Source organism: Streptomyces sp. NBC_00726 (assembly GCF_045161735.1).
Lineage (GTDB): Bacteria > Actinomycetota > Actinomycetes > Streptomycetales > Streptomycetaceae > Streptomyces.
Map to the genome: position 1 here is coordinate 5,578,322 of NZ_CP108983.1, position 25,793 is coordinate 5,604,114.

The following is a 25,793-nucleotide window of genomic DNA, read 5'->3' on the forward strand; positions in this document are numbered from 1 at the left end:
CCGGCTCGGGGATGAAGCCGGGGCGAACCGTGCTTGAAGGGTCATTGACTCCTTCGGCAGCAGACCCCTGCTCCTTTAGGGGAAGATCACGATTTATTGAGTAACAATTCGGGCAAATGGGGTTCTCGATCGATTCCTGAGAGCGTTTTCCGCTGGCTGAAACTGATCGCATGACGTGGCGGCACGGGCGTCGCCCGACGCGGCGGCACGGAAAACGCGGCACGGAAAACGGGGCGGCCCGGAGGCCACCCCGCTCGCACCGGTCATGACAGGAACTACGGCGTCTGCGGCCCCCGGCGCTGTGGGAGCGTGACCACCGCCGCGTCGACGGGACCCGACGGCGGCAGGCCCGCGATCTGGCAGAGCAGGTCGCCCCAGGCGACCAGATGCGCCGCCGCGTCCGGTGCCCCGCCCAGCCCCTCGCGCGGGGTCCAGGAGGCCCGGATCTCGATCTGCGTCGCGGGCCGCCGGGTCTCCAGCGCGCCGAAGTAGTGCGAGCCCGCCATCGTGACCGTCCCGCCCGCCTCCCCGTAGAACAGCCCCCGGGCCTCCAGCGCGCCGGTCAGCCAGGACCAGCAGACCTCGGGGAGCAGCGGATCGGCGGCCATCTCCGGCTCCAGCTCGGCGCGGACCAGGGTCACCAGCCGGAAGGCGCCCTGCCACGCCTCGTGGCCGGCCGGGTCGTGGAGCAGGACGAGCCGGCCGTCGGCGAGGTCGTCGTCGCCGTCGACCACCGCCGCCTCCAGCGCGTACGCGTGCGGGGCGAGCCGCTTCGGCGGCCGGGTCGGCTCCACCTCCAGTTCGGGACGCAGCCGCGCCGCGCGCAGCGCGTCCACCGCCGAACGGAACGCGGACGGTACGGCACCACCCTCCGCGCCGTCCGCGCCGTCAGCGCCATCGGATTGACCGGAGATGTGTCCCTGAGCCGCAGCCATGCGGGGAAGAGTAGGCGGAACGGGAGCTCCGTGCGCGGAAGGACACCCGTGCGGGGCCGGGCTCGTTTTCCGCGCGTGCGAAGATTCTGTGCGTGAGTGCCAACGACCGCCCCTCCGGGCAGCAGACGAAGACTTCCGCCACCTATGACTCGGCGTTCCTCAAGGCGTGCCGGCGCGAGCCGGTCCCGCACACGCCGGTCTGGTTCATGCGCCAGGCGGGGCGTTCGCTGCCCGAGTACCTGAAGGTGCGCGAAGGCATTCCGATGCTCGACTCCTGCACGATGCCGGAGCTCGTCACCGAGATCACGATGCAGCCCGTCCGCCGCCACAAGGTCGACGCCGCCGTCTACTACAGCGACATCGTCGTCCCGCTGAAGGCCATCGGCATCGACCTCGACATCAAGCCCGGCGTCGGCCCGGTGATCGCCGAGCCGGTCCGCACCCGTGCCGACCTCGCCCGGCTGCGCGACCTGACCCCCGAGGACGTCCCGTACGTCACCGAGGCCGTCCGGCTGCTCACCGCCGAACTGGGGGCCACCCCGCTGATCGGCTTCGCGGGCGCGCCGTTCACCCTCGCGAGCTACCTCGTGGAGGGCGGGCCGTCCCGTAACCACGAGCACACCAAGGCCATGATGTACGGCGACCCGGAGCTCTGGGCCGACCTGCTCGACCGGCTCGCCGAGATCACCGGCGCCTTCCTCAAGGTCCAGATCGAGGCCGGCGCCTCGGCCGTCCAGCTCTTCGACTCCTGGGTCGGCGCCCTGGCCCCCGCCGACTACCGGCGCTCCGTGCTGCCCGCCTCCGCGAAGGTCTTCGACGCCGTCGCCGCGTACGACGTCCCCCGCATCCACTTCGGCGTCGGCACCGGCGAACTGCTCGGCCTGATGGGCGAGGCCGGGGCGGACGTCGTCGGCGTCGACTGGCGGGTGTCGCTGGACGAGGCCGCGCGCCGCGTCGGCCCCGGCAAGGCGCTCCAGGGCAACCTCGACCCGGCGGTGCTGTTCGCACCGACCTCCGCGGTGGAGGCCAAGACCCGGGAGGTGCTGGACGCCGCCGCGGGCCTGGAGGGCCACATCTTCAACCTGGGCCACGGCGTCATGCCGAACATGGACCCGGACGCGCTCTCCCGCCTCGTCGAGTACGTCCACACCAGCACCGCCCGCTGAACCCCGCGAAGGCGGGCGCCGCTCAGGCCGTGCCCGCCTTCCGCAGCACCGCCACCGTCTTGCGGGCCGCCACCAGGACCGGGTCCCAGACCGGCGAGAACGGCGGGGCGTAGCCGAGGTCCAGGGCGGTCATCTGCTCGACGGTCATCCGGGCGGTGAGTGCCACCGCCGCCACGTCGACCCGCTTGCCCGCGCCCTCGCGGCCCACGATCTGCACGCCGAGGAGCCGCCCTGTGCGGTACTCCGCGATCATCTTCACCGTCATGAGCCGCGCGTCCGGGTAATAGCCCGCCCGGCTGGTCGACTCGATCGTGGCCGTGACATACCGCAGTCCCACCGCCCGGGCGTCCTTCTCGCGCAGCCCGGTCCGGGCGATCTCCAGGTCGCACACCTTGCTCACCGCCGTACCCACCACACCGGGGAACGTGCCGTAGCCGCCGCCCACGTTGGAGCCGATGACCTGGCCGTGCTTGTTGGCGTGCGTGCCGAGCGCGATGTGCCGGGTGTGGCCCGCGACCAGGTCCAGAACCTCCACGCAGTCGCCGCCCGCCCAGATGTCCGGGTGGCCCTGGACGCGCATCGCCAGGTCGGTGAGCAGCCCGCCGTGCGGGCCGAGCGGCAGCCCGGCCTCCCGGGCCAGGGCCGTCTCCGGCTCGACGCCGATGCCCAGCACCACGATGTCCGCCGGGTAGGACGCGTCGTCGGTGACGACCTCGGTGACCCGGCCGTCCTCACCGGTCCGGATCGCGGTGACCGCCGCCCCGTTCACCGTGGTGATCCCGAGCCCGTCCATCGCGTCGTGGACCAGGCGCCCCATGTCCGGGTCGAGGGTGGCCATCGGCTGTTCGCCGCGGTTGAGGACGGTCACCTCGAAGCCGCGCTTCAGCATCGCCTCGGCCATCTCGACGCCGATGTACCCCGCCCCGACAACGACCGCGCGCCGGCCCTCCGTCCGGTCCAGGCTGTCCAGCAGCGCCTGCCCGTCGTCCAGGGTCTGCACCCCGTGCACCCCGGGCGCGTCCATGCCGGGCAGGTCGGGGCGCACCGGCCGCGCCCCGGTGGCGATGACCAGCTTGTCGAACCCGGTCCAGTACGTCTCGCCGGACTCCCGGTCCAGGGCGCGCACCCGCCGCCCCGCCACGTCGATCTCCGTGACCTCGGTGCGGGTGCGCAGGTCGATGTCACGGGCCCGGTGCTCCTCGGGCGTACGGGCGATGAGATCGTCCCGGTCCGTGACGTCGCCGCCGACCCAGTACGGGATGCCGCACGCGGAGTACGAGGTGAAGTGGCCCCGCTCGAAGGCGGTGATGCTCAGCTCGTCCGGGCCTTTGAGCCGCCGGGCCTGGGACGCGGCGGACATGCCCGCCGCGTCCCCGCCGATGACCACCAGTCGTTCCGCCGCCATGCCGGTCCCTCCGAAGCGCGTCCGAAAACACCCACGCTACGGCGCGGGCCGCGCCGGCGGCGTACTCACTCGCCCTTCGCGCCCCGGCGGCGGTGCGGCAGCAGCCGCCACAGCACGGCCAGGACGGCCGCCACGGCGAGGAACGGGGCCGCCGCACCGACCGCCATCGCCAGCCACCGCAGCATCGTCACGAAAGCGTGCCAGCCCCCGGCGACGGCGTCCGGGAAGCCCGGGTCGTCGTCGGCCGCCCCGGCCGCCGTCTCCGGCTCCACCAGGTCGAGCGTGATGGTCGCCAGCGTCGTCCGGTCCTTCAGCGACGCCTGTTGCGCGAGCAGCGACTCCAGCTCCGCCTGACGGCTGCTCAGTTCGCCTTCCAGCGCGACCACATCGGCCAGCTTGCCGGCCCGGTCCATCAGCTCGCGGACCCGCTTCACACTCGCCCGCTGGGTGGCGATCCGGCTGCCGACGTCCACGACCTGGTCGGTGACGTCCTTGGCCGCCGAGGTCCGGGAGACGAGCTTCCCCGCTCCCGACAGGTCCCGCAGCACCTCGTCGTAGGACTCCTGCGGTACGCGCAGCACCAGGTTCGAGGATTCCCTCGTGCCGTCGATCCGCTCGGTGGTCTCCTTCTCGACCAGCCCGCCCGCGTCCCGCGCCGTCGCCCGGGCGTGCGCCGCCGCCTTCGACGTGTCCTTGACCTCGACGGAGAGGGTGGCGGTGCGGATGACGTGGGTCGCGGACGGCTCCGGGTTCTTACGCTGCCGCTCCGGCCGCTCCGCGTCGGCCGCCGGAGCCCCGGCCTTGCCCGCCCCGGAACCGGCCTTCTGCTGTTGTGCCCCGGCGGCGCCCCGGTCGGCGGCCGGGCCCGAATCGCCGCCGGACGCGCCGCAGCCGCTCAGCGCCAGCACGGCGGCCAGCAGCACGGCGGCCGGTCCGGACACACGCCGGCCGGCGCGGATCAAGGGTTCTCCTCGCATAACTGTCCCCCCAGGACGGGTGATTGATGTCGGCGGTGGGACGTACGAAGGGGGCCCGCGGACTCCGGAAACCGGTTTCGAAGCGGTCACGGTCGGGACCCGGAGCCGGTTTGAGAGAGTGGAGCCATGCAGCCATCCACACACCGCGCGGACCGGGCCCCCCGCCATGTCGTCGTCATCGGCGGCGGCATCGCCGGACTCGCGGCCGCCCACCGGCTCGTCGGCGCCGGGCTGAGGGTCACCGTTCTGGAGGCGACCGACCGGCTCGGCGGCAAGCTCATGACCGGCGAGGTCGCCGGTGTCCGGGTCGACCTCGGCGCCGAGTCCATGCTCGCCCGCCGCCCGGAGGCCGTCGCCCTGGCCCGGGCCGTGGGCCTCGGCGACCGCCTCCAGCCGCCCGCCACCGCCACCGCCGCGCTGTGGACGCGCGACGCGCTGCGCCCGATGCCCAAGGGCCATGTGATGGGCGTGCCGGGCGACCCGTCCGTCCTCGGCGAGGTGCTGTCGGCCGAGGGGCTGGCCCGGATCGCCGAGGACCGGGAGCTGCCCCCGGTGGCGGTCGGCGAGGACGTCGCCGTCGGCGCGTATGTGGCGGACCGGCTGGGGCGCGAGGTCGTGGACCGGCTGGTGGAGCCGCTGCTCGGCGGGGTGTACGCGGGCGACGCCTACCGGATCTCGATGCGCGCCGCCGTACCGCAGCTCTTCGCGGCCGCCCGGGAAGGCGGCTCCCTGCTCGACGGGGTCACCCGGCTCCAGGAGCGGGCCGCCGCCCGGCAGCAGACCGGGCCCGTCTTCCAGGGCATCGAGGGCGGCATCGGCACCCTCCCGGGGGCCGTCGCCGACGCGGTGCGCGCCGGGGGCGGGGCGGTCCGCACCGAGACCCCCGTGCTGGGCCTGACCCGTAACACCGACGGCTGGGACGTCCGCACGGACACCGGGGCCGTCTCCGCCGACGGCATCGTCCTCGCCGTGCCCGCCTGGTCCGCCGCCACGCTGCTCGCCGCCGAGTCGCCGGGGGCCTCGGCGGAGCTGGCGGGCGTCGAGTACGCGTCGATGGCGCTGGTCACGATGGCGTTCCGGCGCTCCGACGTCACCGGCACCGCCTTCGACGGGCGCTCCGGCTTCCTCGTACCGCCGGTCGACGGGCACACCATCAAGGCCGCCACCTTCTCCACGCACAAGTGGCAGTGGGTCGCCGACGCGGCCCCGGACCTCTTCGTGCTGCGGACCTCGGTGGGCCGGTACGGCGAGGAGGAGCACCTGCACCGCGAGGACGGCGAGCTCGCCGGCGTATCGCTGCGCGACCTCGCCGCCGCGACCGGGCTCGCCGCCCGGCCGGTGGCGACCGGGGTCACCCGGTGGATCGGCGGACTGCCGCAGTATCCGGTGGGCCACCTCACCCGGGTCGCCCGCATCCGCGACGCGGTCGCGAAGCTGCCCGCGCTGCGGGTGTGCGGCGCGGTGTACGACGGGGTCGGCATCCCGGCCTGCGTGGCGAGCGCGCACCGGGCGGCGGACGAGATCGCCGGGGATCTCGGCGGGGAGATCATCGCCACGCCGACCCTGGTTCAGGGCACTCGGAGCGAGGCGGGACAATAGCCGTATGAGTGCTCCTGAGACTGCGACATCAAGCAAGGTTCCGAACGCCGGCAAGAAGGCCAAGGACCTCAACGACGTCATCCGCTACACGCTGTGGTCCGTCTTCAAGCTGCGCGACGTCCTGCCCGCCGACACGGACCGCGCGGCCGTGTCCGGTGAGGTCCAGGAGCTGTTCGACCAGCTCGCGGCCAAGGACATCACCATCCGCGGTACGTACGACGTCTCGGGCCTCCGCGCCGACGCCGACCTCCTGATCTGGTGGCACGCGGAGACCGCGGACGAGCTCCAGGAGGCGTACAACCTCTTCCGCCGCACCCGGCTCGGCCGCCACCTGGAGCCGGTCTGGTCGAACATGGCGCTGCACCGCCCCGCCGAGTTCAACAAGTCGCACATCCCGGCGTTCCTCGCCGACGAGACGCCGCGCAACTACATCAGCGTCTACCCCTTCGTGCGCTCGTACGACTGGTACCTGCTGCCCGACGAGGACCGCCGCCGCATGCTCGCCGACCACGGCAAGATGGCCCGCGGCTACCCCGATGTGCGCGCCAACACCGTCGCCTCGTTCGCGCTCGGCGACTACGAATGGATGCTGGCCTTCGAGGCGGACGAGCTGTACCGCATCGTGGACCTGATGCGTCACCTCAGGGCCTCCGAGGCGCGGATGCACGTCCGCGAGGAGGTCCCCTTCTTCACCGGCCGGCGCAAGTCGGTCGCGGACCTGGTGGCCGGGCTCGCCTAGCGAACGGGCTCTCGACCACCCCAACCCGGAAGATCAGACGGCGGGCACACGGCACCCCGGTGCCGCCCGCCGGTCCAGCGACACCGGGTTCGGCTCAGCGGTGCGGCGCGCTTCCCGCGCGCCGCACCGTTCGTCATTCGCGGGTGCCCAGCCGCTTCCGTACGCCCGGCCGGCCGGTCAGCGCGGCCCGCAGCGCCGGGTCGTCCACCGCGTCCACCCCGCGTACCGCGACCGTCACCAGCGTGTCGCCCGTCGCGCCGTCCCCCGGCACCGCACACGCCGCCAGCAGCCGCTGCCCGTCCGGGGAGGCCCAGGAACCGTAGGGGTGCGCCTCGACCCGGGCGATGGCCAGGCACCCCAGGGTCAGCACGAGCGGCAGCGCGAACCACACCGGCATCGGGGCAGGGCCCCCGCCGTCGGGCGCGAGCAGGGCGGCGGCTCCCAGCGCGGCCACCAGCAGCGCCGCGCCGCGCACCGCCCGCACCGCCGAGGCGACGTCCGCCCCGCGCGGGACCGCCAGACCGGCGGCGACGAGCCGGTCGGCCACCGCGCGCACGGCGTCGGCCGCCGCGGCCGAGGCGCGCACCGGGGCGATCGGCGACTGGCCCCCGGGCCCGATGGCCCGGATCACCGTACGTTCCACCTCGTCGCGGCCCTCGGGGTCCACGACCGTCGCCCAGCCGGTGTGGGCCAGCAGCAGCCGGCGCCGCAGATGCATGGAGACCAGCGCCAGGTCGGCGACCCGGCCGGGCCCGCCCGCCAGGAACGCCGCCTCGTACAGCGTGAGTTGCCGTTCGCGCGGCCCACTGGCCGGGGCCGCCGGACGTCGGGCCGCGCGGGCTCCCGCGAGACAGAGCCGGGCGCAGGAGAGACCTGCCGCCCCCCAGGCGAGCAGCAGCAACAGAAACGGCACCATGCCGGATTTCTATGCCAGGGCCGCCCGCGGCGCCATAGCTCGTCCAGTAAGTGGACGGCCGTCTCAGGAACTGCTGCCGCAGCTCGACCCGCCCCCACAGCTGGAACCGCCCCCGCAGCTGCTGCCGCCCCCGCAGCTCGATCCGCCTCCGCCGCAGCCACTGCCGCCGCCACAGCCCGACCCGCCCCCGCAGCCCGACCCGCCGCCTCCGCCGCAGCTGTTGCCCGAGGAGCTGCCGCAGCCGCCGCCCGGGCTCGCCCCCGCACACCACACGGCCGGCGCGACCAGCAGCGCCGATGAGCCGTACACGGCGGACGAGGCGGCGGTGGGCCTGGTCCGGGCGGCCGCGACCAGGTGCGTCCGCAGCTCCGGGTCCGGGACGCCGCGCAGCCCCCGGGTCGCCACCAGGAACGCAGGATCGGTCCGGTGGGCGTGCGCCGCGCCGAACTCCGCCGCCGCCCCGCGGCCCGCCCGGGTGATCCGGGACCGGGCCACCGCCGCGCAGACCAGGCCGGACACGAAGCCGAAGGCGACGGCCGGGATCATCGCCACCGCGAACGGGTAGCTCCAGCCCGCTCCGCCTTCGCCCTCCACGAACCGGGCGAGGGCCAGCCCGATGGTGACCGGGGCGGACGCGAGGCAGAGCAGCGTCTGCGACAGGCCCCAGACGCGCCACACGGTGCCGGCGCGGGGCGGGGCCAGCAGTCCGCGCGCGGCCAGGCCGTCACCGGTCTCCTGCACCGCCGGATGCCGCATCACGGCAGCCCGCAGCGCCGGCAGTGCCCCGCTCGGCGCGGCCGCCAGCTCGTGCAGCACCGCCCGCTCCACCGGGTCGTGGGCGACCGGCCGGAGCACGGCGACGATGCCGGGCCCGCCGACGGCCAGCCGGCCGTCCGCGTGCATCGCGGCCAGCGCGGTGTCGGCCACCCGGCCGGGCCCGCCGTTCAGGAACGCCACCTCGGACAGGTCGTGCGCCGGACCGCCCACCCCCCGGCGGGAGCGGGCCAGGCCGACGATCAGCACGGTGAACGAGGCGATCACCGCGAGCGCGAGGAACACCAGCATCCCGTCCACGCCGGTCACCGCCCCACCAGCACGGAGCGGGCCGCCCGGGCCAGCCGGGTCGCCCGCCCGGGCGGCCGGGGTGCGGCCCGGTCCCGCCACCACCGCGTCAGCCGGCGCCGGGCCGCGTCGTCCGCCGGGCGGCCCGCGATGAGCAGGTGCTCGGCGAAGTCCAGGGCGTCCCGCCGGTATCCCGACGTCATGGGCCGCGCCCCGGCGTACGCGAGGAACGCCGCCCGGTAGCCGGACCCCAGGATCTCCGGCAGCTCGGGCGCCACCTTGGCCACGACGTCCGCGCGCTTGGCGGCCAGGGCGCGGCTCTGCACCCGGAGCCGGCCCGGGTCGAAGCCCTCGGGCACGGGCGTCCCGGCGACCAGGGCGGACAGCAGTGCCGTCTGAGCGACGGCGACACGGTCCCGTACGGGCTCCGCGACGGACGCGGCGGGCGGGACCTCCGGGGGAGCCCAGGCCCCCGAGGCGCCCCCGCCCTTCTCCAGCACCCCACGGATCGCGTCCAGCTCGCCCGCCAGCTCACCGGCCGGCGGGAACGCGTCGTCGCGCTCCAGCAGCACCCCCGGCGGGTCCACCCGGGACCGCAGCTCCGCCAGCACATCGAGCACCGGGGCGGTCACCGGGTGGGCGTGCGTGTCGTGCCACACGCCGTCCTTCTCGACCCCGCCCGCCACATGCACGTACGCGATGGCCTCCACCGGCAGTTCGTCCAGCGCGGCCGCCGGGTCCTCGCCCCGGTTCACCTGGTTGGTGTGCAGATTGGCCACGTCGATCAGCAGCCGCACCCCGGTCCGCTCGACCAGCTCCGCCAGGAACCGCCCCTCGGTCAGCTCCTCGCCCGGCCAGGAGACCAGCGCCGCGATGTTCTCCAGGGCCAGCGGCACCGGCAGCGCGTCCTGCGCGATGCGCACGTTCTCGCACAGCACGTCCAGCGCCGCCCGGGTGCGCTCCACCGGCAGCAGATGGCCCGCCTCCAGGACCGGCGACCCGGTGCGCGCCCCGCCCGCGCGTACGAAGGCGATGTGCTCGGTCACCAGCGGCGCGCCGAGCAGCGTGGCCCGGGCGGCGAGGTCCGCGAGCTTCCCCGGGTCGGGGCGGTCGGCGCCGCCGAGGCCCAGCGAGACGCCGTGCGGCACCACGGTGACCCCGCGCTCCCGCAGCCGTACCAGGGAGTCCGGCAGGTGATCGGCGCAGAGGTTCTCCGCGACCGCCTCCACCCAGTCGATCCCCGGCAGCGCCTCCACCTCGGCGGCGATCTCCGGCCGCCAGCCGATCCCGATGCCCAGCCTCATACCGTCCCCCATGTCGCTTCCCCCTCGCTCCGTGCAGGGGTGATGGCCCCGGAGCGCGGCCCTGAATCCGGAAGCGGAGACGTTCAGAGCTTCATTTGAGGTTCCGGCGGCCCCGGCCCGCTCAGCGGAGGTGCCGCAGCGCCGGGTGGTCGGCGACCACCGTGCACGACCCCGGGGCGATCTCCGTGAAGCCCGCGTCCCGTACGACCGGCAGCCCGCTCACCGTCAGCTCCGCCCAGCGGCCCGGCTCCGCCGTGGCCACCGAGAGCGGGAAGCCGGCCTCGCGCCACGCCTTGCGCCCGGTCTCCGACAGCTCCCACCAGGCGAGCTGCGCCCCGTGCCCGACCTGCGCCATCTCCTTGCCGGCCGACATGCCGAGGTCCGGGTTGAGCCAGAGCACCGGGTGCGCCGGGTCGGGCGCGGCCGGCGGCTCCGGGTCGTCCAGGTCGGTGCCAGAGACCTGGAGCTTGGCCAGCTCCTTCGGCCAGCCGTCCAAGGGCACGGGCGGGAAGACCCGCACTTCCGCCTCCTCGCCCGTCACCGTGATCCCCGGCAGCGCCGACGCCTTGCGCCACTCCGCGCCCCGGGCCCGCCGGACCACCTTGCGGATGCGGGCGTCCTGCCAGTCCCGCATCACCCGCGCCCACTCGCCCTCGCCCACCGACCGCTCGTCGGACAGCATCACGAGCACCGCGCGGGCGGCCGTGCGCAGGGCGTCGGTGCGGGCGGGCGGTGCGGCCTTCTCGATGTGCACCACCAACGGCAGTACGTACTGCGGTGCTTCGTCCCGGTCCGTCCGCTCGGACCGGAAGGGGCTGTCCACGGGCACGGCGGACGGGGACGCGGGGATGTCATTGCTGCTGCTCACCCGCCCAGTCTGCCAGTCGCCCCGGACACCGTTTTTGGCGGAATGGGAGGCTCCGGGCGAGGATGCCGTCCATGAAGAGCGATCTCTTTTCCAGCGAGCACATGGCCGAGCAGGCGACCGTCCCCGGGATGACCCTGCAGAACGCCAAATCCATCAAATACGCGGTCAACGGGGAGATGCACGCCCGCCAGGGATCGATGGTCGCCTTCCGTGGGAACCTCCAGTTCGAGCACAAGAGCCAGGGCATCGGCGGTCTGCTCAAGCGGGCGGTCACCGGTGAGGGGCTGCCGCTGATGGCCGTGCGCGGCCAGGGCGAGGCGTGGTTCGCGCACGAGGCCGCGAACTGCTTCATCGTGGAGATGGAGCAGGGCGACGCCCTCACCATCAACGGCCGCAACGTCCTGTGCTTCGACGCGTCGCTCTCGTACGAGATAAAGACGGTCAAGGGCGCCGGGATGACCGGCGGCGGACTCTTCAACAGCGTCTTCACCGGCTACGGCAAGCTGGGCCTGATGTGCGACGGCTATCCCATCGTCATCCCCGTCACCCCGCAGCAGCCGGTCTTCGTGGACACGGACGCCGTCGTCGGCTGGAGCGCCCAGCTGAACACCTCGCTGCACCGCTCGCAGAGCGTCGGCTCGATGATCCGGGGCGGCTCCGGTGAAGCCGTCCAACTGCGCCTGGACGGGCAGGGGTTCGTGATCGTACGCCCCAGCGAGCTGAAGCCCGAGAGGGCGTCGTCCCACTGAGCACCGGCGCGTGGCCCCTGGTGCGGCGGCCGGCCGCGCACGGCTTACGTCCCGAGCCGTTCCCGGCCGCCGCGTTCGCGCTCGTCCGCCGGCTCGCTTCCGTACGGGGCTGAGTAGGCTCGTACGTATGACTGAGGAATCAGGGCCCTACTGCGAGACGTCGCCCGCCGAGTCGCCGGAGCGGGCCGAGGGGCCGCCGTACGCCGAGTGCGTGCTGTGCCGGAAGCCGACCGAATACGCGGAGTCGGTCAAGGGGATCACGCTGTGCCCGGTGTGCGAGTGGCAGGAGGCCCAGCGCACGGCCTGCTCCGGCTGAGGTGCTTCAGCCCGCCATCAGCTCGGACACCCTGACGAAGCGGTAACCGCGCTTCCGCAGCTCCGGCACGACCTGGGCGACCGCCTCGGCGGTCACCGGTGCCGCGCTGCGGGTGCAGTGCATGACGACGAGCGAACCGGACCGCACCCCGTCCAGAACCTGCTCGGCGACGGCGTCCGCGTCCGTCGCGAAGGCGTCGCCGCTGACGACGTCCCACTGCACGGCGGTCACCTTCTCCGGCCCGAGGGCGCGCAGCGTGGCGTCGTCGTAACAGCCGCCGGGGAAGCGGAAGTACGGCACCACATTGCGGGCGCCGGTCGCCCGGATCGCCCCGAACGCCCGCTGGACCTCCTTGCGCACCGCGCCCTTCTCGACCGTCGGCAGCCCGTAGCAGGGCGTGGTGAACGCGTAGTGGCTGTAGGAGTGGTTGCCGATCTCGAAGAGGGGATCGGTGCCGATGGAGCGCGCCTGGTCCGGATACTCCTCGGCCCAGCGCCCGGTCATGAACACCGTCGCGGGCACCTTCAGGCGGCGCAGCAGGGCGATCAGTTCCGGGTTGTCGAAGTGCTCACCGGCCGCCGCGCGCGGTCCCTCGTCGGCCGTCATGTCGGCGTCGAAGCTCAGCGCGACGACCTTCGCGGCGCGCTGCGGCCCGCGCTTGAAGACGGGGGTCAGCCCGCCGGGGCCGGGGGCCATGACGGGGGGCTCGGCGGCCGGCTTCGGGGAGGCGGGCGGCCGTTCGGCGGTTGTACGGGGCTCGGCCCGGCCGCAGCCGACGAGTACCGCGCTCAGCACACCCAAAACGGCTGCTTTATGCGCAAATCCGATCACTTCCGGAAGGTAACCGATCGGCCGGACGGTGTGCCGGGCTGGCGCGCTGGACCGGCGGCGCCCCACGCAGATGGCGCATCAGCTGTTCGAGGGCCGCCCAGCTCTCGGCGGTCTCGCCGTCGCCGAGCGGGTAGTAGTAGCCCGGCCTGCCGCCGGGGCCCACCTCGGTCACCTCGGCGGAGCCGAGCACGAAGGCGTACGGGAGCGGGGGCCGTTCGAAGCGGGGCGGGGCGTTCAGGTCGCGGCGGCCCTCGCCCAGCCGGCAGAGCATGGTCCGCAGCCCGTGCCGGGTCACCAGCTCGTCGGCGAGCCCCGCCGGCGCGTCCAGGGGCGGCCGCTCGTCGGGGCGGTCCGGGCCGCCCACGGCCACCAGCCAGGCCGGCCGGGGCACGCGCTCGTACGCCAGGTCGGTCAGCCGCCGCCGCGACCATATGAGCCCGGCCGGCTCCGAGGTGCCCCAGCCCGCCGGGGGTGCGCCGGTCAGCGCCTCCCAGGCGGCTTCCGGGGCGCCGCCGAGCACCAGGCCGGCGGTGGGGCGGTGCACGGTCCGGAGCGACACGACGAGCTGCCGGTCGCCGGTTGGCCCGGCCTCGGTGAACGCCTCCGCGACCGGGGTCTGCCCGTCCTCGCGCCGGTCCGGTGCGAACGCGTCGGGGAAGAGTGTGCAGCGGGGCGGGGTGACGATTTGGAGCGACCGTTCGCTTTCCACGGTGGCCCGCAGCGCCTCCGTCAGTCAGCTCGTCATGGGGACGACCGGGCGGTCCTGGAGGACCACGGCCGCCTCGTCGGTGAGCAGCATCGTCAGCCGCGCGGCGAAGGCCCCGGCCAGCTCATCGGCCCGGTCCACCCCGGCGGCGGCCCGCGCCTCGACCCACCACCGGGGCCCGTCCCCTTCCGGTGCGGCCTCCGCCCCGGCGCTCCCCACCCGCAGCCCGGGCCACCGGCGAGCAACCCGGCCAGCACACTGAGCGAGTCAGGCATCCGCCGGGTGAGTGCGACGACGTCCTGGGTCATGCGGGGGTCCTTCGGGTGTTGTGGGGAAGGGTGGAGTCGAGCAACTCCTCCTGCTCCGGGGCGTCATAGACCGGGTCGAGCGCCTGGAAGGCCGTGTGGACGTCCTTGCCCGTGGCCCGGATGTCCGAGGCGGTCGTCTTCAGCTTCAGGACCCGACGAACGCCGTCGGGGTCGATGTCCCAAAGAGGTGGCGGGGTGTGCCGCCGCACCTATCGGTCCGTCAGCGCCACGGGCCCGTGACCGCGAACGTGGTGCCTGGTGTGTAGACGTTCACGTACATCGTCCCGTGGTCCGGTGCGAACGTGACACCCGCGAACTCGCCCCACTCCGGCTCCTCGGGCGTCCCGATGTTCTGCCGGCCGCGCGCCATCGGGTACACCTCGCCCCGCCGGGTCAGGCCGAACACATGCTGGGCACCGCCGCCGTCCTCACAGACCATCAGGCCGCCGTCGGGGGCCAGGGTGATGTTGTCGGGGGACTCTCCGGGGAGTTGGAGGTCGGTGCCGGGGCCGAAGGCGACGACCAGGGTGAGCCGGCGCCGCTGCGGGTCGTAGCGCCAGACCTGCCCGTAGTGGTCCGCCGCCGAGCCCTCCGCGCGGTGCGCGAAGCTGGAGACGAAGTAGACGGACGAGCCGCCCCAGTAGCAGCCCTCCAGCTTCTGGCCGTGCGTGATGCCCTTCGGGCCGAAGTCCTGGAAGCGGATGGGGGTTTCGGCCGCCTGCGGATCCGGTACGGGTACCCACTCGACGCCCTCGAACACCGTCCCGGTCTCCCGCACGGCCGAGAGGTCCGGCACCCCCGGCACCCGCATGGCCTCCAGCCGGCCGCCCGCCCGCAGCGAACCCGTACCGCCCAGCGGCTTCTCCGGCAGGAAGCGGTAGAACAGCCCGAACGGCCGCTCGAACGCATCCTCCGTCTCGTACACCGTCCCGTCGCGCGGATCGATCGCGACGGCCTCGTGCTGGAAGCGGCCCAGCGCGGTCAGCGGCACCGCGCCGGTGCGGCGCGGATCGGCGCCGTCCACCTCGAAGACGTAGCCGTGATCCTTGGTGTAGCCGTTGGTACCGGCCCTGTCCTCGGTCTCCTCGCAGGTCAGCCAGGTGCCCCACGGGGTGCGCCCGCCCGCGCAGTTCACCGCCGTACCGGCGATGGCGACCCGCTCGGACAGCACCCGGTTCCGGCCGTCGAGCTCCAGAGCCGTACAGCCGCCCCTGCCCATCGGGTCGTACGTCAGCCCCTCGACCACCGGTACGGGAATCGCGGCGTCCACCCGGTTCTCGTGGTTGCGGACCAGCCGTACGTGCCCGCCCCGGCCGGCGAACGCGGCCATGCCGTCGCAGTGGCTCGGCACCCGCCCCTCGCCGGAGCGGAGCCGGTCGCCCTCCCGGGACAGCACCCGGTAACGGAAGCCCGCCGGCAGGTCGAGCAGGCCGTCCGGGTCCGGCACGAGCGGACCGTAACCCTCGTGACCGCGCGCGGCCGAGCTGCCCGCGAAGAGATCGGTGAACGCCCCCGTGAAGGCGATCGAGACGGCGGCGGCACCCGTCGCCAGAACGTTGCGCCGGGACGCGGCGGGACGGGGTGCGCCGGGACGGGGTGCGACTGACATGGGCAACTCCCTGTGTGGGGAAACAGGCGGCACGGCATCGTCACGAGCGGACCTGCCCGTTCGGGGCCGTCGGTGAACGTTGTCACGCCGCGTATCACGGACCCGCGCCGACGCTCCGGGGCAGCAGCAGCCGGAACGTCGCCCCGTCGCCCGGCCGGGTGTCGAGTTCGAGCCGCCCGCCGTGCGCCTCGGCGATGGTGGCCGCGATCGACAGGCCGAGCCCGGACCCGGGTTCGGCGCCCTCCCGGTCCGCCGGCGGCGCCCGGTAGAACCGCTCGAAGACCTGCCGCGCCGCGTCGCCCGGCAGCCCCGGCCCGTCGTCCGCGACCTCCACCACACACGCCTCCACCCCGGCCGCCAGCGCCGCCGACGCGGCGGAGCGGCCGGGCCGGTCGGTCCCGCCGGTGTCCGGACCGGTGCGCACCGCGCCGACCCGGACCTCGACGCGCGCCCCGGGCGGGGTGTGCACACACGCGTTGGCCAGCAGATTGCCGATGACCTGGGACAGCTGATGGGCGTCGCCCAGCGCCTCCACCACGTCCAGCGCGGACCCGGCCCCGTCCCGCCCGTCCCCGCCCAGCGGTGCCAGCCGTACGTCGCGGCCCGGATGCGCGACGACGGCCGCGCCGACCCCGTCAGCCGCGAGCGACAGCAGGTCCACGGTCTCGCGATGCGCCACGGGGGCGTACCCCAGCTTGGCCAGCAGGAAGAGGTCGTCCACGAGCCGGCTCATCCGCTCCGCGTTCCGGGCGATCAGCACATGGGCCTCGCGCCGGCGGGCGGCGGGCAGCCGGGGCTGCTCCACGAGAAGTTCGGCGAACCCCTGGACCGAGGTCAGCGGGGTGCGCAGCTCGTGGCCCGCGTCCGCCATGAAACGGCGCAGCCGCTGTTCGGAGGCGTCCTTGCGGTGCAGCGCGGCCCGGACCTGGCCGAGCATCGTGTTGAACGCGAGCCCGAGCCGCCCGGTCTCCGTGCGCGGGTCGGTGTCCGTGACCGTCAGGGCCGACTCGCCGCCGGTGATCCGCAGGGCGGTCCGCTCCATCCGGGCCAGCGGGCGCAGCCCCAGGCGCACGGCGGCGCTCCCGAGCAGCCCGACCCCGGCCGCGGTGGCGACCCCGATCGCGAGGCTGAACCACAGCAGCTTCGACGTGGCCCCCTCCACCGTGCCCAGCGGCAGCGCGACGACGACGCGCCGCCCGTCCGGACCCGTGTCGGCGACCACCCGCCAGGCCGAACCGCCGTCCGCGTCCGGCACGGTGGCGGGGCGGCCGCGCTCCAGGGCGAGGCCGGAGACGGTGCCGGGCAGCCGGGGACGGCCGCTGCCGCTGCCGAGCGAGCCGGGCCTGAGCCGCCCGTCGGAGCCGTAGAAGAAGACCCGGAAGTCGGAGGGCAGGGCGTCCTCGGGCACGGGGCCGTGCGGCGGTCTCCCGTACGCGGCCGGCGGCGGTGGGCGGAACTGGACGAGCCGGTGATCGATCTGGCCGGTCAGCCACGACCGCATCACCCCGAGCCCCGCCGCCTGCGAGACCAGCACGGCCACGGTGGCCAGCACGGTCGAGATCAGCACCAGCCGGGTCCGCACCGAGCGCGGCCGGCGCGGCAGGAACCTCACGGCGCGTCCTCGCGGGGCAGCCGCAGACAGTAGCCCACCCCGCGCACGGTGTGGATCAGCGGGCGGTCCGCGCGGTCGATCTTGCGGCGCAGGTTCTTGATGTACGTGTCCACGATGCGGGTGTCCCCGGCGAAGCCGTAGCTCCACACGTCCAGCAGGATGTCCTGCTTCTCCAGCACCTTCTCGGCCCGCGACACCAGGCAGACCAGCAACCGGAACTCGGTGGGGGACAGCCGCACCGGCTCCCCGCCCCGGTGCACGGTGTGCCGGTCGCGGTCGACGCTCAGGTCCGCGTACCGCAGCGGCGGCTGCTCGGCCGGCGGGCGGGGCGCGCCACCGGTGCGGCGCAGGATCGCCCGGATGCGCAGCAGGATCTCCTGGATGTGGAACGGCTTGGTGACGTAGTCGTCGCCGCCCGAGCTGAGCCCGATGATGCGGTCCTCGATGTCCGTGCGCGCGGTCAGGAACAGCACCGGGGTGTAGTCGCCCCGGGACCGCAGCGCCCGGGTCACGGCGAAGCCGTCCGTGTCCGGCAGCAGCACGTCCAGCACGACCAGGTCCGGCCGGCGGCGTTCCACCTCGTCCAGCGCGTCCCGCCCGTTCGCCGCCGAGGCGACGCTGTGACCGGCCGCGGTCAGGGCGGAGGTGAGCAGCGTACGGATACCGGGGTCGTCCTCGACGACCAGGACGGTGTGCCGGGCTGACCGGTCGCCCATGGGAAGGATCACCTCGCGGCGTTGCGGACACGGCCCGGGTGGCGCCGTGCGGCGCGATGCTACGGGCGGAACTTGTGCGCGTTCACAGGAACGGGGCGCGCCCCGGCGGGGGTCCGGGGCGCGCCGGAGGTCAGCCGGTCACCTCCTTGCTCTTCGAGACGGACGGGTCCTTCGCCAGGGCCGCCGTGCGCTGGGTGACCGTGGTGCGCAGGGTGCCGACCGCGCTCTTGACGTCCTTCGCGGGGACACCGGCCCGGGTCGCCTGCTCCGTGAGGTCGTCCAGGGTCTTCGTGGCCTTGCCGGAGGCGAAGAACTTCTCGTACAGGTCCTGGTACGCCTTCCGGTAGACCGCGTCGAAGGCGTCGAGCTCCAGGAACCGTTCCTTCAGGGCGTGCCCGGACATCATGCCGCCGCCGCGCCGGCCACCGGCCGCGTCGTCGTCGCCGTCACCGCCGTCCGGTGCGCCGGGGAAGCCCTCGGGCATGCCTTCCGGCTGGTCGCCGTCGCCCGGACCGCCTCCCCGGCCTCCGCCGGGGCGGCCGCCGCCCATGCTCATCCGGTCGTCAGGACCCGCCGTCGCGTCCCCGCTGAAGGTGAGGTTGTAGTCCCAGCCGAGCACCGAGAACTTCTTGCTGTTCAGGTCGTACCCGAGGAGGTAGTTCTTGCCCGGGCCCGCCATGTCGTCGAAGTTCATCAGCAGGTTCTGCGTGGCGACGTAGTGGGCGAACGAGTCGACGTCGACGTGCTTGCCGAGGCCGGCGGCGAACTCCTCGTCGGAGGACTCCTCCACCCACCTGGTCAGCTTCATCACCGGTTCGAGATCCTGGCTGCCGACCTTGTTGAGCTGCCGGAACGACGTCTCGTACTTCGACGGGTCGTCGCCCTGGTAGTCGAACGTGCCGCCCGCCCTGGCCTTGTAGACCACGGACTCGCCGTCGACCGCCTCGGCGTACTCGGTGTCGGGGTTCTCGACCATGAGCCGTACGGCGGTCGGCCGGTCGTTGACCTTCAGCGTGGTGAGGCCGTACCGCTCGGCCGGCTCCCCGGTGCCGTCGATCAGCGCGAGCGCCAGCGCCTCGTTGAGGGGCACCTGAGCGTTGCTGCCCGGGCGCAGCGAGATCTCCCGCTCGCCCTGGTAGGCGCGGCCCTCCACGTACTCGTCGATCTTGACGAGCCAGGGCAGCTCCTCGGGCTTGTCGGCGGACAGGTTGTACTGCGTCATCCCACCACCGCGCCCCCCGCCCGCACCCCCCGGGGCCTGACCACCACCGGCGGCCTCACCGCCCTCACCGCCGCGCTGCCCCGTACCGCCCGACGGCATGCCGCCCGGCATCCCGCCGCCCGGCATTCCGCCTTCCGCGCCGCCCGGAGCACCGCCCCGGTTGCCCCGCAGGGACATCAGGGTCGAGTTGCCCTTGAGGCGGATGCCGACGTCGCTCAGGAAGACCCCGTCGATCGTGAGGTCGGCCGGGATGGAGTCCTTCGTGCCGTCCTTCTTGAACTCCTTCATCATCTTGTCGAAGTCGGTCTGCTTGTACTCCAGCCGTATGGAGTGCTTCACGGACGTGTCATACAGCCCGACCGTGCCCCGCACATCGTCCGTGATCGTGTCGGCTTCCACCCGCGAGGCGGAGGTGACGTACGGGGAGACCCGCGCGTCGCCGAACGCGTACAGCATCACGGCGAGCCCCGCGCACAGCGCCCCGGCGGGTTTCCAGTGGTGCCGCAGGCGTACGGGCACGCGGTCGCGCAGCCGTCGCCCGCGGGGCGTGCCGTCGACGGGGCTCACAGGTCGGTGGTGTCGTAACCGGTCAGGACCGTCACGCGCTGGCCGGAGGTGCGTTCCTGGAGTGCGGTGACCAGGTCGCTGGGCTCGGTGCCCTTCTTCATCCGGACCGTGTAGAAGACCTCGTTCAGCGCCCCGCCCCGGATCGTCTCCGTGGAGACCAGCTCGAATTCGGTCGTGTACTTGATCAGCACGTCACGGATGCCGGGGGTGTAGTCCTCGCCCGCCGGGACCTGGACCTTGACGACCTGGCGCTGCACGTTCAGCGCGAACCAGTCGAACTTGTGCATGATGACGACGACCGCGCAGATCACGACCGCGCCGACCGCGGCCAGCGTGTAGAAGCGGGCACCGCAGGCCATGCCGATCGCCATGGCCAGGAAGATGAACCCGACGTCCCGGGTCTCCTTGACCGCGTTCCGGAAGCGGACCACGGACAACGCGCCGACCAGGGAGAACGCCCGGGCCAGGTTGGACCCGACGACGAGCATGATCAGGGCGACGATCATGCCGACGATGACCAGGGTCTGGACGTAGGACTGGCTGTACGACACGTTCCGGTGGGTGTACCGGTAGACGTAACCGATGACCGTGCTCAGGACGAAGGACAGGGCCATCGCCACGACGACGTCGGCGACGCTGAACGTCCCGCTGAGTTCCTGAAGATCGAAATTCACTGTGTTCCCGCTTCGAGATGGAAGGCGGACCGGGGTGCCAGCCCGAACGCCTCGATGGACTGGACGTACTTGGAGACCCGGATGAGGCTCAGGTCGCGGCGGGCCGCGAGGTCGGTGATCCAGTGCGGGGTCCGCTCGTTGACCTTGATCTCCATCACCGACATGTGCGGCGGCACGGTGAACCGGTTCTCCGGATTCGCCTGCCCGAAGTGGAAGTCGCGGTCGCGGCCCCGGATGCGCCGGTCGAAGGTGACCCGGAGCCCGGTGTCGGCGGCGCGCCCGACCAGTGCCTCGCGCTGGTAGCCGGTCATCGCGGTGGGCCGCAGATTCAGCCGTACGACCAGGTCGAGCACCTCGTGGACGAACGCGCGCTCGTTGGGGGAGTGCTCCACCAGCTCGCGTGCGTCGCAGAGTTGACGGGCCGTCGCATACGGGAGGGTGATGCGGCGCTTCTGGGTGACCCGGTTGACGCGCTGTTTGATCTCCACGCAGACCGGGGACTCGTCCGTGACGCCGGCCGGGTCGCCGTAGTGCCTGATGCGCAGCTTGCGGCGGAACTTCAGGCCCTCGATCTTCTCCCAGTAGAACCGCAGCTCGGGGGAGTCGTAGTACAGGCTCCACACCCCGTACCCGCCGACCGGGCTGTTCAGGTCGCGGTCCATCCGCTCGCCGAGCTCGTCACGCAGTTCGGCGGCCCGCTCGACCGGGACCAGGTACTTCAGCTCGTATCTGTTGAAGGCGTGCAGCCTGCTCGCCACATGCAGCGGTGGGGGGTCGTCCGTGGCCGTGTCGGGTTGCGACACCGTGCGCCTCCTTCGTCGTCCGTGCCGGACCGGCCGGCCCGCGATACGCAACCAACGACGGATGAGGAAGCGATGAGAAACCCGGGTGTATTGCAGGAGGATTAAAGATGGCCGGAAGGTGAACACGGCGGGTGCGCAAACGGCTGTGTCCCCGGGCGGACGGCCCGGGGACACAGTGGGAGAGCGATGATCAGGCGAGCGACGCGCTCAGCGTGATCGTGGTGCCCGAAAGCGCCTGGCTGACCGGGCAGTTGGCCTTGGCGTCCTCGGCCGCCTTGACGAAGCCGGCCTCGTCCAGACCCGGCACGGTGCCCACCACGGTGAGGTGGATGCCGGTGATGCCGGTGCCCGGCTGGAAGGTGACGTCGGCCTTGGTCTCCAGCCGGGCCGGCGGGGTGCCGGCGCCGCTCAGACCGTGCGACAGCGCCATCGAGAAGCAGCTGGAGTGGGCCGCGGCGATCAGCTCCTCCGGGCTGGTCTTTCCGTTCGCCTCCTCCGCGCGGGACGGCCAGGAGACCGGGTACTCGCCGATCCCGGACGAGTCGAGGGTGACGACCCCCTTCCCCTCAAGGAGGTTGCCTTCCCATTCCGTGTGGGCGGTACGCGTGGTAGCCATGCTGGTCCCTTCGAACGGTGCGCGGTGGTACGGACACGGCGGGCACTGCGTCGTGCGCCGCCGGTGGTACGTCCTTACGCCCCCGAACCTACTGCGCCACCAGCCCCTTCGCGTCACGCGCCAGTGCGGTGAGCCGGGAGATCGCCCGGAAATACTTCTTCCGGTACCCGCCGTTCAGCATCTCGTCGCTGAACAGCCGGTCGAAGGGCAGCCCGGCCGCGAGGACCGGCACCTCCCGGTCGTACAGCCGGTCCGCGAGCACCACGAGCCGCAGCGCGGTCGACTGGTCGGGCACCGGCCGCACCTCGGTCAGGCACACCGCCTTCAGCCCGTCCGTCAGCGCCCCGTACCGGCTCGGGTGGACGCGGGCCAGGTGGTCGAGGAGCGCCGGGAAGTCGTCCAGGCTGGCGCCCGGCGTGGCGTACGCGGCCTTGGTGACCTGCTCGTCCGAGAACGGCGGCGGGGCCTCGGGCAGTCCGCGGTGGCGGTAGTCCTCGCCGTCGATGCGCAGCGGGCGGAAGTGCGCGGACAGGCCCTGGATCTCGCGCAGGAAATCGGCGGCGGCGAACCGGCCCTCGCCGAGCTTGCCGGGCAGCGTGTTGGAGGTCGCGGCCAGCGCGACGCCCTCCTCGACCAGCCGGCTGAGCAGCGAGGACACCAGCACGGTGTCGCCCGGGTCGTCCAGCTCGAATTCGTCGATGCACAGCAGCCGGTGCCCGCTCAGCGTGCGTACGGTCTGCTGGAAGCCCAGCGCGCCCACCAGGTTCGTCAGCTCCACGAAGGTGCCGAAAGCCTTCAGCGAGGGCGCGGCCGGGGTGGCGTGCCAGAGCGAGGCGAGCAGATGGGTCTTGCCGACCCCGTACCCGCCGTCGAGGTAGACCCCGCGCGGGCCGGACGGCTTGGCTTCCGCCTTCCGGCCGAACCACTTGCGCTTCCCGGACCCCGAAGCATGCGCCCCGCCCAGCCCGGCGGCGAAGTCGCTGAGCACCCGGACCGCCTCGGTCTGGCTCGGCTGGTTCGGGTCGGGTACGTACGTATCGAAACGCACCGAGTCGAAGCGCGGTGGCGGCACCATCTCGGCGACCAGACGGTCGGCGGGGACGTGCGGCTCGCGGGCGCACAGGGACAGCGGGGCCGTTTCGGCTATGGGGCTGGACCCCGGCACGGCGTGGGAGGACGACACAACCGTCAAGCTTACGACCCGTGCCAGACTGCCGGACATGCGACGCCTGTTCCCTGTGACCGACCTGACAGCGGCCGACACCTCCGGCGACTGGAGCCTGGACCGCCTCGCCGACGCCTACGCCTACCCGGCGGCGGACGGACCCTGGCTGCGCGCCAACATGGTGTCCACCCTGGACGGGGCCGCCCAGCACGACGGCCGCTCGCAGCCGATCTCCTGCGAGAGCGACATGCGGATCTTCGGCACCCTGCGCGGCCTGGCCGACGTGGTGATCGCGGGCGCCCAGACCGTACGCCAGGAGGGTTACCGCCCGGCCAGGGCGCGGGACGCCTTCGCGGCGCGGCGGGCGGCGGCCGGGCAGCCCCCGGCCCCGGCCGTCGCCGTGGTCAGCGGCAGCCTGGACCTGGACTTCTCGCTGCCGCTCTTCGTCTCGCCGCTGGTCCCGACGCTGGTGCTGACCGGGGCGGGCGCGCCCCCGGACCGGATCGAGACGGCCCGGAAGGCGGGCGCCGAGGTGGTGATCGCGGGTGAGGGCTCGCGCGTCGACCCGGCCCGCGCGGTGCGGGAGCTGGCCGGCCGGGGGCACCGGCGGCTGCTGACGGAGGGCGGGCCCCGGCTGCTCGGGCAGTTCGTGGCGGCGGGGGTGCTGGACGAGCTGTGCCTGACCCTCGCGCCGATGCTCACGGCCGGTGACGCCCAGCGGATCGCGGGCGGGCCGGCCGTTGAGGTGCCGAAACGATTCTCCCTGGCCTCGCTGCTGGAGGAGGACGGCTTCCTCTTCAGCCGTTACCGCCGGTCCTGAGGGCCCCGCCGTCCCCGTATGCCCCAGAGCTCTCCCCCTACCGCCCATGGCACCGCCCGTGCGGTGGCAATGAGCGGAATATCATGTTCCGGTTAGCGTTCCGTGGGCAGAATGGATCTCGCAGACCCCGTGCGAGCGCGGGGAAGGATGGTTTCGGCAGCGGCCCGCGACGGTCGCTGAAGAGAAGGGCTCTGTGGTGTTCACCAGCGTTTTGATGATCGAGAAGGCCCTCACCTCCGGGGACATCGAATTCGTCACCACCCTGCACGGGGAGGAGCGCATCTCCTTCGTCGTCCTCATGCAGCCGCGCGGCGACCAGGCGGACGTCCTGCTGCGGGCCATCGACGACCTGGCGATGGGCGAACTGAAGGAAGCGGCCCGCGAGAGCGAGGAGCCCGAGGGCCGCAGCGCCAGGGAGTCGGCCTCGCTCGCCCTCCAGGTCTCCCTGGAGGCCCTGCGCCAGGCGGGCTGCGAAGCCGTCGGACAGGTGATCGAGAGTCACCCCCTGGACAAGCTCACCTCGGTGGTCGAGGAGTCCGAGGCCGACGAGGTCATCGTGCTGACCGCGCCCCACTACGTCGAGGAGTTCTTCCACCGCGACTGGGCGTCCCGGGCCCGGCACAAGGTCGGCGTCCCGGTGCTCAAGCTCTTCGCGCACAGCGAATAGGCTGGGAGCCCCTACCCGTACGCACCTGGGAGAGACACGTATGGCACCCGGCATCCCCGCCGCCATGGAACGACCGCACTTCATCGGCATCGGCGGCGCCGGAATGTCGGGCATCGCCAAGATCCTCGCCCAGCGCGGCGCGAAGGTCGCGGGCAGCGACGCCAAGGAGTCCCCGACCGCCGAGGCGCTGCGCGCGCTGGGGGCGACCGTCCACATCGGGCACGCCGCCGGGCACCTGGCCGACGACGCCAGCTGCGTCGTCGTCTCCAGCGCCATCCGCGCCGACAATCCGGAGCTGGTGTGCGCCGGGGAGCTGTCCATCCCCGTCGTGCACCGCTCCGACGCCCTGGCCTCGCTGATGGGCGGGCTGCGCTCCATCGCGGTCGCCGGCACCCACGGCAAGACCACCACCACCTCGATGCTGGCCGTCGCCCTGAGCGAGCTGGACCTCGACCCCTCGTACGCCATCGGCGGCGACCTGGCGGGCCCCGGCACCAACGCCACGCACGGCGAGGGCGACCTCTTCGTCGCCGAGGCCGACGAGAGCGACCGCAGCTTCCAGAAGTACGACCCCGACGTCGCGATCGTCCTCAACGTCGAGCTGGACCACCACGCGAACTACGCGTCGATGGACGAGATCTACGAGTCCTTCGAGACCTTCGCCGGGAAGATCGTCCCCGGGGGCACGCTCGTCGTCTCCGCCGACCAGTCCGGCGCCGTCGAGCTGACCCGCCGGGTCCGTGCGGCGCTGCCCGCGCTCACCGTCGTCACCTACGGCGAGTCCGGCACCGCCGATGTGCGCGTCCACAAGATCACCCCGCGCGGCCTGACCAGCGAGGTCACGGTGATCCTCGGCGGGAAGTTCCTCACCTTCACGGTGTCCGTGCCCGGCCGCCACTACGCGCTCAACGCGGTCGCCGCCCTCGCCGCCGGCATCGCCCTCGGTATCCCCGCCCACAACCTCGCCTCGGCCCTCGGCAAGTACACCGGGGTCAAGCGCCGCCTCCAGCTCAAGGGCGAGGCGGCCGGCGTCCAGGTCATCGACAGCTACGCGCACCACCCCACCGAGATGACCGCCGACCTGGAGGCCATGCGCGGCGCCGCCACCGACGCCCGCCTCCTCGTCGTCTTCCAGCCGCACCTGTTCTCCCGCACCCAGGAGCTCGGTACGGAGATGGGCCAGGCCCTCGCCCTCGCCGACGCCTCCCTGGTCCTGGACATCTACCCGGCCCGCGAGGACCCGGTCCCCGGCGTCACCAGCGCCCTGATCATCGACGCGGCCACCGCCGCCGGCGCCGACGTCACCGCCGTCCACGACAAGGACCGGGTGCCCGAGGCCATCGCGGGAATGGCGAAGCCCGGCGACCTCGTTCTCACCATGGGAGCGGGGGACGTCACCGACCTCGGCCCGCGCATCCTGGACCACCTGTCGAGCTGAAGG

The 25,793-nt window shown here is 73.2% G+C and carries 27 protein-coding genes; 8 read left to right on the top strand and 19 right to left on the bottom strand.

The window, feature by feature from the left end; all coding sequences use genetic code 11:
- Positions 1–275: 275 nt before the first annotated feature.
- Positions 276–935 (bottom strand): DUF3000 domain-containing protein, encoded by a 660-nt coding sequence (locus OG338_RS24820; RefSeq protein ID WP_405939428.1) that lies wholly within the window; start codon positions 933–935, stop codon positions 276–278.
- A gap of 92 nt (positions 936–1,027) precedes the next feature.
- Here OG338_RS24820 and hemE point away from each other — a divergent pair, with 92 nt between their 5' ends.
- Complete coding sequence (gene hemE, locus OG338_RS24825; RefSeq protein ID WP_405939429.1) at positions 1,028–2,101, top strand: uroporphyrinogen decarboxylase; 1,074 nt, start codon at positions 1,028–1,030, stop codon at positions 2,099–2,101.
- Between the two features lie 22 nt (positions 2,102–2,123).
- Here hemE and OG338_RS24830 read toward each other — a convergent pair whose 3' ends face one another.
- Both OG338_RS24830 and OG338_RS24835 read right to left on the bottom strand, forming a co-directional pair.
- The gene (locus tag OG338_RS24830) at positions 2,124–3,506 is read right to left on the bottom strand and encodes an FAD-dependent oxidoreductase (RefSeq protein ID WP_405939430.1); all 1,383 of its coding nucleotides are present in this window, start codon (positions 3,504–3,506) and stop codon (positions 2,124–2,126) included.
- A 65-nt stretch (positions 3,507–3,571) separates the two neighbouring features.
- Entirely contained in the window at positions 3,572–4,483 is a 912-nt protein-coding gene (locus OG338_RS24835; RefSeq protein WP_405939431.1) for a DUF4349 domain-containing protein, read from the bottom strand.
- A 126-nt stretch (positions 4,484–4,609) separates the two neighbouring features.
- On the opposite strand from OG338_RS24835, the gene hemG reads away from it, so the two are divergent.
- Both hemG and hemQ read left to right on the top strand, forming a co-directional pair.
- Positions 4,610–6,082, top strand: a complete 1,473-nt coding sequence (gene hemG, locus OG338_RS24840) for a protoporphyrinogen oxidase (protein WP_405939432.1) — start codon at positions 4,610–4,612, stop codon at positions 6,080–6,082.
- 4 nt (positions 6,083–6,086) lie between these two features.
- A complete protein-coding gene (gene hemQ, locus OG338_RS24845) occupies positions 6,087–6,821 on the top strand; it encodes a hydrogen peroxide-dependent heme synthase (RefSeq protein ID WP_405939433.1) in 735 nt (244 codons plus the stop codon).
- Positions 6,822–6,954: 133 nt separating this feature from the next.
- Here hemQ and OG338_RS24850 read toward each other — a convergent pair whose 3' ends face one another.
- The 4 genes from OG338_RS24850 to OG338_RS24865 form a co-directional block, all read right to left on the bottom strand.
- Positions 6,955–7,737, bottom strand: a complete 783-nt coding sequence (locus OG338_RS24850) for a TIGR04222 domain-containing membrane protein (protein WP_405939434.1) — start codon at positions 7,735–7,737, stop codon at positions 6,955–6,957.
- A 63-nt stretch (positions 7,738–7,800) separates the two neighbouring features.
- Positions 7,801–8,901: a TIGR04222 domain-containing membrane protein gene (locus tag OG338_RS24855; RefSeq protein WP_405940524.1), complete on the bottom strand. Its 1,101-nt coding sequence runs from the start codon at positions 8,899–8,901 to the stop codon at positions 7,801–7,803.
- Positions 8,817–10,103, bottom strand: a complete 1,287-nt coding sequence (locus OG338_RS24860; RefSeq protein WP_405940525.1) for a DUF692 domain-containing protein — start codon at positions 10,101–10,103, stop codon at positions 8,817–8,819. Before OG338_RS24860 ends, OG338_RS24855 begins: the two co-directional genes overlap by 85 nt.
- Positions 10,104–10,224: 121 nt before the next feature.
- Positions 10,225–10,971: a peptidyl-tRNA hydrolase gene (locus tag OG338_RS24865; RefSeq protein WP_405939435.1), complete on the bottom strand. Its 747-nt coding sequence runs from the start codon at positions 10,969–10,971 to the stop codon at positions 10,225–10,227.
- 71 nt (positions 10,972–11,042) lie between these two features.
- Between OG338_RS24865 and OG338_RS24870 the strand changes: the two genes are divergently transcribed.
- A complete protein-coding gene (locus OG338_RS24870; RefSeq protein WP_405939436.1) occupies positions 11,043–11,720 on the top strand; it encodes an AIM24 family protein in 678 nt (225 codons plus the stop codon).
- Positions 11,721–11,847: 127 nt separating this feature from the next.
- Positions 11,848–12,036 (top strand): hypothetical protein, encoded by a 189-nt coding sequence (locus OG338_RS24875; protein ID WP_405939437.1) that lies wholly within the window; start codon positions 11,848–11,850, stop codon positions 12,034–12,036.
- 6 nt (positions 12,037–12,042) lie between these two features.
- Here the strand turns inward: OG338_RS24875 and OG338_RS24880 are convergent, their stop codons facing one another.
- The 12 genes from OG338_RS24880 to zapE all read right to left on the bottom strand — a co-directional run bounded on the left by OG338_RS24880 (position 12,043) and on the right by zapE (position 22,883).
- Complete coding sequence (locus tag OG338_RS24880) at positions 12,043–12,828, bottom strand: polysaccharide deacetylase family protein (RefSeq protein WP_405940526.1); 786 nt, start codon at positions 12,826–12,828, stop codon at positions 12,043–12,045.
- A 19-nt stretch (positions 12,829–12,847) separates the two neighbouring features.
- The gene (locus tag OG338_RS24885) at positions 12,848–13,576 is read right to left on the bottom strand and encodes a DUF6177 family protein (protein WP_405939438.1); all 729 of its coding nucleotides are present in this window, start codon (positions 13,574–13,576) and stop codon (positions 12,848–12,850) included.
- Between the two features lie 24 nt (positions 13,577–13,600).
- Positions 13,601–13,792, bottom strand: coding sequence for a hypothetical protein (locus tag OG338_RS24890; protein ID WP_405939439.1), 192 nt, complete (start codon positions 13,790–13,792; stop codon positions 13,601–13,603).
- Positions 13,793–13,877: 85 nt separating this feature from the next.
- A complete protein-coding gene (locus OG338_RS24895) occupies positions 13,878–14,090 on the bottom strand; it encodes a hypothetical protein (RefSeq protein ID WP_405939440.1) in 213 nt (70 codons plus the stop codon).
- Between the two features lie 11 nt (positions 14,091–14,101).
- Positions 14,102–15,490, bottom strand: coding sequence for an alkaline phosphatase PhoX (locus tag OG338_RS24900; protein ID WP_405939441.1), 1,389 nt, complete (start codon positions 15,488–15,490; stop codon positions 14,102–14,104).
- Positions 15,491–15,584: 94 nt separating this feature from the next.
- On the bottom strand, positions 15,585–17,102 hold the full coding sequence (locus OG338_RS24905; RefSeq protein WP_405939442.1) for a sensor histidine kinase: 1,518 nt from the start codon (positions 17,100–17,102) through the stop codon (positions 15,585–15,587).
- A complete protein-coding gene (locus OG338_RS24910; RefSeq protein ID WP_405939443.1) occupies positions 17,099–17,818 on the bottom strand; it encodes a response regulator transcription factor in 720 nt (239 codons plus the stop codon). Before OG338_RS24910 ends, OG338_RS24905 begins: the two co-directional genes overlap by 4 nt.
- 130 nt (positions 17,819–17,948) lie before the next feature.
- Positions 17,949–19,607, bottom strand: a complete 1,659-nt coding sequence (locus OG338_RS24915; RefSeq protein ID WP_405939444.1) for a CotH kinase family protein — start codon at positions 19,605–19,607, stop codon at positions 17,949–17,951.
- Positions 19,604–20,281 (bottom strand): DUF4956 domain-containing protein, encoded by a 678-nt coding sequence (locus tag OG338_RS24920; protein WP_018100685.1) that lies wholly within the window; start codon positions 20,279–20,281, stop codon positions 19,604–19,606. Before OG338_RS24920 ends, OG338_RS24915 begins: the two co-directional genes overlap by 4 nt.
- Complete coding sequence (locus tag OG338_RS24925; protein ID WP_405939445.1) at positions 20,278–21,084, bottom strand: polyphosphate polymerase domain-containing protein; 807 nt, start codon at positions 21,082–21,084, stop codon at positions 20,278–20,280. The genes OG338_RS24920 and OG338_RS24925 overlap by 4 nt, the downstream gene beginning before the upstream one ends.
- Positions 21,085–21,274: 190 nt before the next feature.
- Complete coding sequence (locus OG338_RS24930; protein ID WP_329029529.1) at positions 21,275–21,700, bottom strand: OsmC family protein; 426 nt, start codon at positions 21,698–21,700, stop codon at positions 21,275–21,277.
- Between the two features lie 88 nt (positions 21,701–21,788).
- Positions 21,789–22,883, bottom strand: a complete 1,095-nt coding sequence (gene zapE, locus OG338_RS24935) for a cell division protein ZapE (RefSeq protein WP_405939446.1) — start codon at positions 22,881–22,883, stop codon at positions 21,789–21,791.
- Between the two features lie 37 nt (positions 22,884–22,920).
- On the opposite strand from zapE, the gene OG338_RS24940 reads away from it, so the two are divergent.
- The 3 genes from OG338_RS24940 (at position 22,921) to murC (ending at position 25,790) form a co-directional block, all read left to right on the top strand.
- The gene (locus OG338_RS24940) at positions 22,921–23,685 is read left to right on the top strand and encodes a pyrimidine reductase family protein (protein WP_405939447.1); all 765 of its coding nucleotides are present in this window, start codon (positions 22,921–22,923) and stop codon (positions 23,683–23,685) included.
- A 214-nt stretch (positions 23,686–23,899) separates the two neighbouring features.
- The gene (locus OG338_RS24945) at positions 23,900–24,352 is read left to right on the top strand and encodes an indole-3-glycerol phosphate synthase (RefSeq protein WP_405939448.1); all 453 of its coding nucleotides are present in this window, start codon (positions 23,900–23,902) and stop codon (positions 24,350–24,352) included.
- A gap of 40 nt (positions 24,353–24,392) precedes the next feature.
- Complete coding sequence (gene murC, locus OG338_RS24950; RefSeq protein WP_405939449.1) at positions 24,393–25,790, top strand: UDP-N-acetylmuramate--L-alanine ligase; 1,398 nt, start codon at positions 24,393–24,395, stop codon at positions 25,788–25,790.
- Positions 25,791–25,793: the final 3 nt, after the last annotated feature.